Consider the following 9,566-nt stretch of genomic DNA (forward strand, 5'->3'; position numbering starts at 1 on the left):
CCCAGAATCAATTCCTGAACCTGTCAGGAACAGGTTTCTACCTATTTCTATAAATTTCAATCTATTTCTATTATCTTATTTCCATATCACCCTTATCTCCTTATCCTCTTTCGGACACTTTTGATATATAGCGTGAACGGTTACGACCTGTGTAAGTTAGAAATCAGCCAATTGCACCTGTCCTTGCATAGGCTTAAGATGGCAGGATTCATTATGCTGTGTCAGAACAAAATTGTTATCTGTATAATCAAAGATAGAAAAACAGGCCGTATCCTGTTTTACTTGCCAAAAAGCCGCATTGTCTAATCCTAATAAGGCACAAATTAATATTTTATTAATGACACGATGTGAAACGATAGCAATTGTTTCGTCCTGATGTTGATTGAGGAGCTGGTTTAATCTAGTAACTACCCGTCTTCTGACCTCATCTAAACTCTCACCTTCAGGAATTTTTAAGAGATGTGGGTCTTTTTGCCATTTCTGGTAGAGAGTGGGGAATGACTCTTTTACCTCCTCAACCGATTTTCCTTCCCAAAGCCCATAACTCATATCAATAAAATGCTCATCAATAGTTACTTCAAGATGACGATATTTAGCAATAGGAATAGCGGTATTAACTGCCCGTTTAAGAGGACTGGAATACACGGCTTTGATTTGGAATTCACCTAAGGCTCTCGCTAAAAATTTAGCCTGGGATAGTCCTGTCTCATCAAGGTCAATATCAATTCTACCCCGAAAAATCTCCTCTTTATTCCATAGCGTTTGTCCATGTCGGACTAAGATAATCTTTGTCATTTTTTATCCTCTTTTTAAAAGTATAGTCATTTTTGACATAAAGTCAAGAAAAAAGTAACCGTTCAGGGATATAGCCACAGAGTCACAGAGAACACAGAGGGAATATATAACCACGAATGAACACGAATAATAAAAAGATTTGTAGCTTCTGGCAAGCAGGAAAACGAACCTAAAGGTTCGCTCTACATTTATCGAATGTCACAGGTTAATTCGTGTCCATTTGTGGCTAATTTCTCTAATTCTCTGTGAACTCTGTGCCTCTGTGGCTGAACGGTTACGAAAAAAGTAACCATCGGGTGCCTGTAATAAATACCACCCCTACTTCTTTGCAAAAAAACGAAACTTTTTTGATTGACATACAAATTTTTATGTTGTATAATAAAAGTAACTACAAAAAAAGGAGGTTTTAAAGAGATGGCACAAGAAATAAGTGAAAAGCAAAAGGCGTTAGAATTAGCCTTAACTCAAATTGAGCGGCACTTTGGTCGCGGGGCAATTATGCGACTGGGAGAAGAACAGGCAAAAGAAAAGGTTCCCGCTATTCCGACGGGTTCAATTGCCCTGGATATTGCCTTAGGTGTAGGTGGTATGCCAAGAGGCAGGGTGGTAGAGATATTCGGACAAGAATCATCAGGTAAGACAACTTTAAGTCTAAGTATTGCCGCCCAGGCTCAAAGAAATGGTGGCATAGCCGCATTTATTGATGCCGAACATGCCCTTGACCCGGAATATGCCAAAAAAATAGGCGTAGATGTAGATAATCTTTATATCTCTCAACCAGATACCGGTGAACAGGCATTAGAAATTGCCGATACTTTAGTCAGGTCTGGTGCGGTAGATATAATCATCGTTGATTCTGTGGCGGCTTTAGTTCCCAAAGCAGAGATAGAAGGTGAAATGGGCGACCAACATATTGGTTTACAGGCAAGACTTATGTCTCAAGCATTAAGAAAGTTGACTTCGACCATCAGTAAATCAAAAACAACCGCTATTTTCATTAATCAAATCCGCGAAAAGATTGGGGTTATGTTTGGCAGTCCTGAAACAACACCAGGTGGTCGGGCATTAAAGTTTTATTCCTCAGTTAGATTGGAAATGCGAAAAACTCAACCAATTCTTAAAGGCGAAGAAGTCATTGGTAGTCGAGCAAAGGTAAAGGTAGTTAAAAATAAGGTTGCACCACCTTTTAGAACGGCTGAATTTGACATTATGTATGACCGCGGAATATCCTATGAAGGAAGTTTATTAGAGGTTGGAGCAGAGGGAAAAATTGTTCAACAAAGCGGCACCTGGTTTTCTTACGGTGATACAAAATTGGGACAGGGCAAAGATAATGCCCGTAAATACTTAGAAGAAAATAAGCAAATCGCAGATGAAATTGAGAAAAAGATTAAGGAAAAGTTTGGATTCTTACCGTCCGGAAAATAAGGGAACAAGTTACTATTTCATAATCTGGTAACCGTTCAGGTAGTCCTTTACCGCAGAGACGCAGAGAAACAGAGAGAAAAATATCTTTTTTGGGTAAGCGTTCAGGTGTAAGTACCACAAGTAATTATTTTTTATTCACTGCAATTCAGACACTGGTCATCAGACACAAGACATAAGACATAAGACATAAGACTATAGACTATAGGTAAAACTTCAGTTACTTAAAAAAATAACTGTAAAATGTAAAATGAGCAATTAAAAATTTAAAAGTCAATTCTGTGTTCTGGCAGTAAGAACTGATTTCCCAATCATCTTGCATTTCATCTATCCTCTCATTTTACATTTTTCATTGAACATTGCCCATTTTACATTATTATTAGATATTTTGTAATGACCTGAACGCTTACAATTTCTTCAACACTAGTGTTGTGTTGAGCAAGTTTTGCACGTGGTATCATTAGGTTTCGTAACCTGCAAACGGATAATTGGTAACTGGTAAATAGTTAAATGGCTTCGTTGTGAGCTCATCCGAACGGTATTTAATTACCAGTTACCAATTACCAGTTACCAGAATCAAATTCCGTGCGTTATTTGTTCAACACGACACTATCTGAGGAGGATGTAGTGATGGGACAAACTTTAGCTGAAAAAATCATTTCTTTAAATGTTGGTCAACAGATAAAGGCAGGGGAATTTGTGGTTGTAAATGTCAACCTGTGTTTAACTCAAGATGGGACAGGTCCTTTAGCCGTCCGTCAACTCCAAAAAATAGGATTAGAAAAGGTTGCAAATCCCAAAAAGACAATTTTCTTTATCGACCACGCCGCACCCAGTCCGAAAAAAGAATTGTCCAATGACCATAACTTTCTTCGCGATTTTGCTAAAAAAACAGGAATTCAACTCTCAGATGTCGGAGAAGGTGTTTGCCACCAGATAGTTGTTGAGGATTATCTTAATCCGGGAGACATCTTAATTGGAGCGGATTCACATACTTGCACAGGTGGTGCACTTTGTGCCTTTGCCACAGGTATGGGTTCTACGGATGTCGCAGTTGGCATTGCCCTTGGTAAAACCTGGTTTAAAGTCCCGCAGACCTTTAAAATTCAACTCGAAGGAAAATTCCCACAAGGAGTTTTTGCTAAAGATGTGATTTTATACATAATTGGGCTACTTGGGGCTGATGGAGCCACTTATAAGGCTTTAGAATTCTCAGGACAGGCTATCAAAGATATGGAGATGAACGATAGATTAACCTTAGCCAATATGGCTGTTGAGGCTGGTGCAAAAGTAGGATTAATTGCTTCGGATGAAAAAACATATAAATTTCTGAAAGAACATAATCGTGATACTGGATTTAAGGAAATTTACGCAGATGAAGATGCAAAATATGAAAAAGAGATTAAAATTGATGTCTCAACACTTAAACCAATGGTCTCTTTGCCACATACCGTAGATAATGTCAAAGCAGTTGAGGAATTGAAGGATGTTAAGGTGAACCAGGTGCTCATTGGCACCTGCACTAATGGTCGAATAGAGGATTTACGGATTGCGGCAAAGATATTGAAAGGTAAAAAAATAAAATCAAGATTATTAATTACACCTGCCTCGAGAAAAATTTTTCTTCAAGCAATTCAAGAAGGATTAATCGAAACATTTATTGAAGCCGGGGGAGTAATAAATCCGCCAGGATGTGGACCGTGCGTTGGTGTCCATCAAGGAATATTAGGAGATGGCGAGGTATGTTTATCAACTCAAAACAGAAATTTCAAAGGTAGAATGGGTAATCCAGAAGGGTTTATCTATTTATCCTCTCCAGCAACTGCGGCCGCTTCGGCTGTCAGTGGCTATATTGCTGACCCCAGGGAATCCTAATCGTAACTATTCAGCCACAGAGGCACAGAGTTCACAGAGAATTAGAGAAATTAACCACAAATGGACACGAATTAACCTCTGACATTCGATAAATGTAGTGCGAACCTTTAGGTTCGCTCTCCTGCTTGCCAGAAGCTACAAATCTTTTTATTATTCGTGTTCATTCGTGGTTATATATTCCCTCTGTGTTCTCTGTGACTCTGTGGCTATATCCCTGAATGGTTACGAATTTTTGTAATTTACTCCGCTTGCCAATATCTCCTCTACTTTACTTAATACATCTTCAGGTGTAATCAATGTCATACACTGTGGATTATTACAATGGAGTTTGCCACAAGGACTGCAAGGCAGGTCTTTTCTGACAACAAGATGTTTGCCAGAAGTTGGAGTATAGTTAATATAATTAGTTGGACCAAATAAGGTAATCGTCGGCACATCCATTGCCACGGCAAGAGGTTTTATTCCCGTATCAACCGTAATCAATAGTGAAAATTTAGAAATCAATAAAGTCAATTGCTTGATAGTAAACCCAGAGGCAATAAAGGGAGATGTGTGCATTTTTTTAATTATTGATGAGACCATCTTTTCCTGATTAGGTGCTTGTATAAGTATAATATTTGCACCATATTTTTCAACTAATCTATCTCCGACTTCAGCAAATCCCTCCGGCTGCCATTCCCGTAAGTTGATTGTGACATTAGGATTTAAGCCAATAATTGGTTTTGTCCAATCTATTTTTTTATTTATTAAAAAATCCCTGACCACACTCCAATCCTTTTTACCAGGATATAATCTCAAACTCAAATCTTCTACCTTCATCCCTAATGCCCGTAATGTATCTAAAAAGAATTCAACAACATATTTTGAATTAGGGCAAATGGTCTTTGAATTATCTCTTGTTACCCAAACATTATAAGCAAATAATTCTCTGCCTTTATGTTTGAATCCGACGCGTTTTTCTGCACCTGTCATCCAGGTAATAAAGGCGCCCCGAGCACCTTTAGTCAGGTCTATAACCAGGTCTAAGTTTTTTCTCTTTAATCTTCGATAGAATTTGAGGGCATCACGCAGGCGGTAGTCCTTTTTATTAAAAAGAATTAATTCATTAATATAGGGGTTATTAATAAATACCTCGGCATAAGGTGGTTCGGTCAAAAAGATAAGATAGCAATCTGGTAGATTTCTTTTGAGCTCCCTAAAAATAGGGGTGGTATAAACCATATCCCCCAGTCCGCCAAAATTAATAACTAATACCCGCTCAATCACTTAGCACCTCCTCATAAAGTTTTATTGTCTGTGTCCCTGCCTGGTCTAAATCAAATTTTTCCTCAGTTATCCTTCTTCCTTCTTTGCCCATATTCATTGCTTTTTGAGTATCCATAAGCAAATCGAGAATCTTATCCGCTAAGGCTGTAACATCTCCAAAAGGAATTAATATCCCATTTATCCCATCTTCGACTATTTCCTCTATTGCCCCTGTCCGAAAACCGACAATTGGCTTACACATCGCCATTGCTTCAATTAACACTAACCCAAACGCCTCGGCTTTAGATGTAAAGACAAATACATCCAGTGCCGCCATTACTTCTGGAATATCATCTCTTTGACCGGTAAATATAACCTTTTCAGAAATACCCAACTCTTGTGCCAGATTAATCAGATAATTTTTATATCCTTCAGCTCCTATATCCTCCCCTACAATTAATAATATAATCTCTGGATAGGAGTTAAGAATTAGTTTTGCCGATTGTAAAAAATACTCCTGCCCTTTACCCGGATCTAATCGCCCAACAATACCAACTACTTTAGTTTTATTATCAATATTAAATTCCTGCTTTATCTGCATACCATTATATCGCCCTGGGTCATATTTTGTCAAATCTAATCCATAATAAATAACTGGTATTTTATCCTGAGTTAATGGATGACTTTCAAGAAGACACTCTTTTACTAATTCTGAGTTAGCAATTACCTTACTGACATAATTATAGATTAATCGATGTCCAATATCCTTTTTATTTCGATGGGACTTCATATGTCTGGTTAAGATAACCGCTGGATTTATGCCAGAGAGAATAGCCGCTGGCACTATTATCCACAGGTCTGTGGCAAAGTGAGAATGAATGATTTCTATGTTTTCTCTCTTTATAATTCTGGATAAGGTAAAGATAGATTTAATATCAATATATTTGTGGATGTTCATCGGTATGGTTGGGATTTTAGCCGGGACGGCTCTTTTCAAAATATTACCTTCAGGATGAGCAATGAGATTAAGGTTATGTCCCCTTTCCAATAATTTTTGTGATAAGGTAATTGGATACATCTCGCGTCCACCCCAGCCCAAAGAAGAACTAATTTGTAAAATATTAAGTCTTCTCATATCTTCTCAATAAATCCTTTTTATTTATACCCTTGATGATAATTACTGTGACTAACACTGTAATAATTATCGTAACCGTTGGAATAAAAAATCCAAAAAATCGATAACTAAGCACGATTAGGACACCGGTTAGCATAAGAGTCATAAACAAACAGGTAAATACTGCAAGTAAGATAAGTGGTTTTATCGTCAGATTCAGGATAATCTTGTAGATGAGTTTTAAAATCTCACCTATAGTAAACAAGGTTTTTTCTACTGGGCTGTTACATCTGCCAGTCAGAACTCGGTAAATAAATATCCCCACAAGTATCCCGAAGATAATAAAAATTACATCTCGCACGGTAAACCAATGAGTGATAATATCTTCTATTACTGTTTTTATTGCCCTTATCCAATCAAACCACCACGGTAAGTGAGATTCAATAATATCCTTAAAAAAATCTATAGCATTCATAATTTTTATTCATTTTATCATTATATACAAAAAAGTCAAGAAAATTTTGTTGCATTTAGAATAATTGTTTGATATAATGTTTATTAGAGGATAAAAAAATGAAATTAGATAACTCTCAAATGATAAAAATTCTTAAGGCATACAATCGACATCGCCTCATTATTACTACATTAGTCCTCGGTATAACCATCATCATTAACTATTTTTGGATAGCCTTCCCGGTAAGACCAATAATGATTCTCACCCTGATATCCTATATAGGAGGTATCATTTGTATCTTCCTGATAAAATACGAAAGAGCCTTATTGTTACTTCTATATCTATCAAGGATATTTGATTTCTTTCTGATATTAGCATGTATCTATGTGACAGGAGGTATAGAAAGTTTCCTTACACCCCTTCTATTTTTTTACATCCTCGCCTGTGGAATTATTTCAGGATTGAGACCAACTATGGTAATCACGACCATCATTATTTTCTTCTACACCTTCTTTATCCTCTTAGAATATTTAGGGATTATTCCTCATCGCCATGTCGTTCCTATTGTCGGTTGTATTTATGATAGTAATTTTTATACATTTTGTTTATCAGGATTGAATAGTGCCTTTTGCTATGTTACCGCATTTATTAGTGGATATCTGGGCAAGGTAGTCAGGGAAAAGATTAGTGAAGTGGATGAAAGTAAATCCAGAGAAAAATTTACCAGAGATTTTCTTAACAATATTATAAATAATATGGCTGATGGTTTAATTATCACGGATGTTGACTTAAAAATACAGATGGTTAATTCCGCCGCACAACAGATGTTAGGACATACTGAGGGTGAGATGCAAAATAAATCAATAATTGAATTTATTCCGGATAAAGAACTGCCAACGCTACTGAAAGAGGCAATCACAGAAAATCATCTTACCGAAGAAGAAATAGAAATGACTAATCCGGCTACTCATGAAAAAGAAATTTTAACATTAAAAATGACCTCTTTAAAAAATAGTCATAATAAAGTAGTGGGTGTCGTGATTGTTTCCAGAGATGTAACTTCTGAAGAATTCCTTGCCCGTATGAGGAGTAACTTTTTATCATTAGTTAGTCATGAATTGAGAACACCACTTTCTTCTATCAAGGCATATACAGAAACATTATTAGATGGTGTGGAAAGCCCAGAGGAGGGAAAAGAGTTTTTAGAAATAATTAATTCAGAGAGTGATGCCTTAACTCGAGAAATTAACAAGATACTTATGCTGAGTGAGATTGATATTAAACATATTCCTTTGAGAAAGAGAGCAGTTAACTTATCTCAATTACTCTCAGAGTTAACTGACCATTTAAAACCAGAAGAGCAAACCAGATTAGAAAAGATGGCAAAGGATAAGAAGATAAAATTAATTGTTAATATTCCAAAGGATTTACCACAGATATTTGGAGATTATCATAAAATTAAGACCGCGGTAGAACATCTGATAGAAAATGGAATTAAATTTACGCCAGATGGTGGAGAGGTAAAGATAGCCGCAGAAAGAAGTGGAGATGAAATTAAAGTTTGTGTGAGTGATACCGGGCAGGGAATTTCCAGAGATAAATTAAATGAAATTTTCACCCCATTTTATCAATTAGAATTCCCAATGACCAGAGAAATAAAAGGTATGGGATTAGGTTTAACTCTGGTAAAACATATAATCGAGATACAGGGTGGTAAGATTTGGGTAGAGAGTGAGCCTGGAAAAGGGAGTTCCTTTATTTTTACATTACCGATGAAGTGAAGAGTAGTCACTGAAGAATGAAGAGTTGTTTCCTGTTCACTCCTCAGCCCCTAGTATCGTGTTGAGTAAGTTTTGCACGGGGCATCATCACGTTTCGTAACCTACAAACGGATAATTGGTAACTGGTAACTGGTTAAATAGATTCGTCGTCAGCTCAGCCAAACGGTATTTAATTACCAGTTACCAATCACCAGTTACCAGAATTAAATTCCGTGCGTTATTTGTTCAACACGACAATAGTGTTCACAAAGGAGTAAAATAACTATGGATAAAAAAAAGATTTTAGTTATTGAAGATGACCAGGCGATAGCGAGAATTTTAAAATACAATTTTGAAAAACAGGGTTATTTAATAACTGTGGTTAAGAAAGCAGAAGAGGCTTTAGAAATATTAGCCCAACAAAAATATGACCTTATCATCCATGATATGAAACTTCCCTTATTAGAATATGGATTAGAGTTATTTAGTCAGATAAGAAACAGATATAAAGAAATACCCATTGTTATTTTAAGTGTTGCGGCTGATGAACCCCCGGTCATGGATTTAGATGCGGTGGCATTCATACTTAAACCATTTGAATTTAAAAATTTAAATGTAAGGATAAGGAAGATAGTGAACAGTGAAGAGTTATAACTTGATGTTCAAGTTTTTTAAAGGTATAAAGATTTAACCGCAAAGAGCGCAAAGGAAGATTTCGCAAAGGACGCAAAGGAAGGGAAATTACGGGAGGGTTCATTTTATCGTTTATCTATATAGCAGTTATTAGTCAAAACTTTACATAGAATGGATGTAACTATTTACCTAAATGAAGTGTAACAAAGGAGAAGAGGGGAATATGGAGAAATGGAGAGAAGATGAATTAACTGATAAAATCATT

The 9,566-nt window shown here is 36.4% G+C and carries 8 protein-coding genes; 4 read left to right on the forward strand and 4 right to left on the reverse strand.

From position 1 onward, the window contains the following. Window positions 1-156: 156 nt before the first annotated feature. On the reverse strand, window positions 157-795 hold the full coding sequence (locus AB1414_02065; GenBank protein ID MEW6606226.1) for a histidine phosphatase family protein: 639 nt from the start codon (window positions 793-795) through the stop codon (window positions 157-159). Window positions 796-1,209: 414 nt separating this feature from the next. On the opposite strand from AB1414_02065, the gene recA reads away from it, so the two are divergent. Continuing rightward, window positions 1,210-2,223, forward strand: a complete 1,014-nt coding sequence (gene recA / locus AB1414_02070) for a recombinase RecA (protein MEW6606227.1) — start codon at window positions 1,210-1,212, stop codon at window positions 2,221-2,223. A 627-nt stretch (window positions 2,224-2,850) separates the two neighbouring features. Next, a complete protein-coding gene (locus AB1414_02075) occupies window positions 2,851-4,095 on the forward strand; it encodes a 3-isopropylmalate dehydratase large subunit (GenBank protein ID MEW6606228.1) in 1,245 nt (414 codons plus the stop codon). Between the two features lie 222 nt (window positions 4,096-4,317). Here AB1414_02075 and AB1414_02080 read toward each other — a convergent pair whose 3' ends face one another. The 3 genes from AB1414_02080 to AB1414_02090 are packed head-to-tail and all read right to left on the reverse strand — an operon-like array spanning window position 4,318 to window position 6,929. Beyond that, window positions 4,318-5,361 carry a glycosyltransferase family 9 protein gene (locus AB1414_02080; GenBank protein ID MEW6606229.1) on the reverse strand — a complete coding sequence of 348 codons (1,044 nt, stop codon included), beginning with the start codon at window positions 5,359-5,361 and terminating at the stop codon, window positions 4,318-4,320. Beyond that, window positions 5,354-6,475: a glycosyltransferase family 4 protein gene (locus tag AB1414_02085; protein ID MEW6606230.1), complete on the reverse strand. Its 1,122-nt coding sequence runs from the start codon at window positions 6,473-6,475 to the stop codon at window positions 5,354-5,356. Before AB1414_02085 ends, AB1414_02080 begins: the two co-directional genes overlap by 8 nt. Beyond that, entirely contained in the window at window positions 6,462-6,929 is a 468-nt protein-coding gene (locus tag AB1414_02090; GenBank protein ID MEW6606231.1) for a hypothetical protein, read from the reverse strand. The genes AB1414_02085 and AB1414_02090 overlap by 14 nt, the downstream gene beginning before the upstream one ends. Before the next feature lie 98 nt (window positions 6,930-7,027). Here AB1414_02090 and AB1414_02095 point away from each other — a divergent pair, with 98 nt between their 5' ends. Further along, window positions 7,028-8,689 carry an ATP-binding protein gene (locus AB1414_02095; protein MEW6606232.1) on the forward strand — a complete coding sequence of 554 codons (1,662 nt, stop codon included), beginning with the start codon at window positions 7,028-7,030 and terminating at the stop codon, window positions 8,687-8,689. 264 nt (window positions 8,690-8,953) lie between these two features. After that, on the forward strand, window positions 8,954-9,322 hold the full coding sequence (locus AB1414_02100; GenBank protein MEW6606233.1) for a response regulator: 369 nt from the start codon (window positions 8,954-8,956) through the stop codon (window positions 9,320-9,322). Window positions 9,323-9,566: the final 244 nt, after the last annotated feature.

Source organism: bacterium, assembly GCA_040755795.1.
Classification (GTDB): domain Bacteria; phylum UBA9089; class CG2-30-40-21; order CG2-30-40-21; family SBAY01; genus JBFLXS01.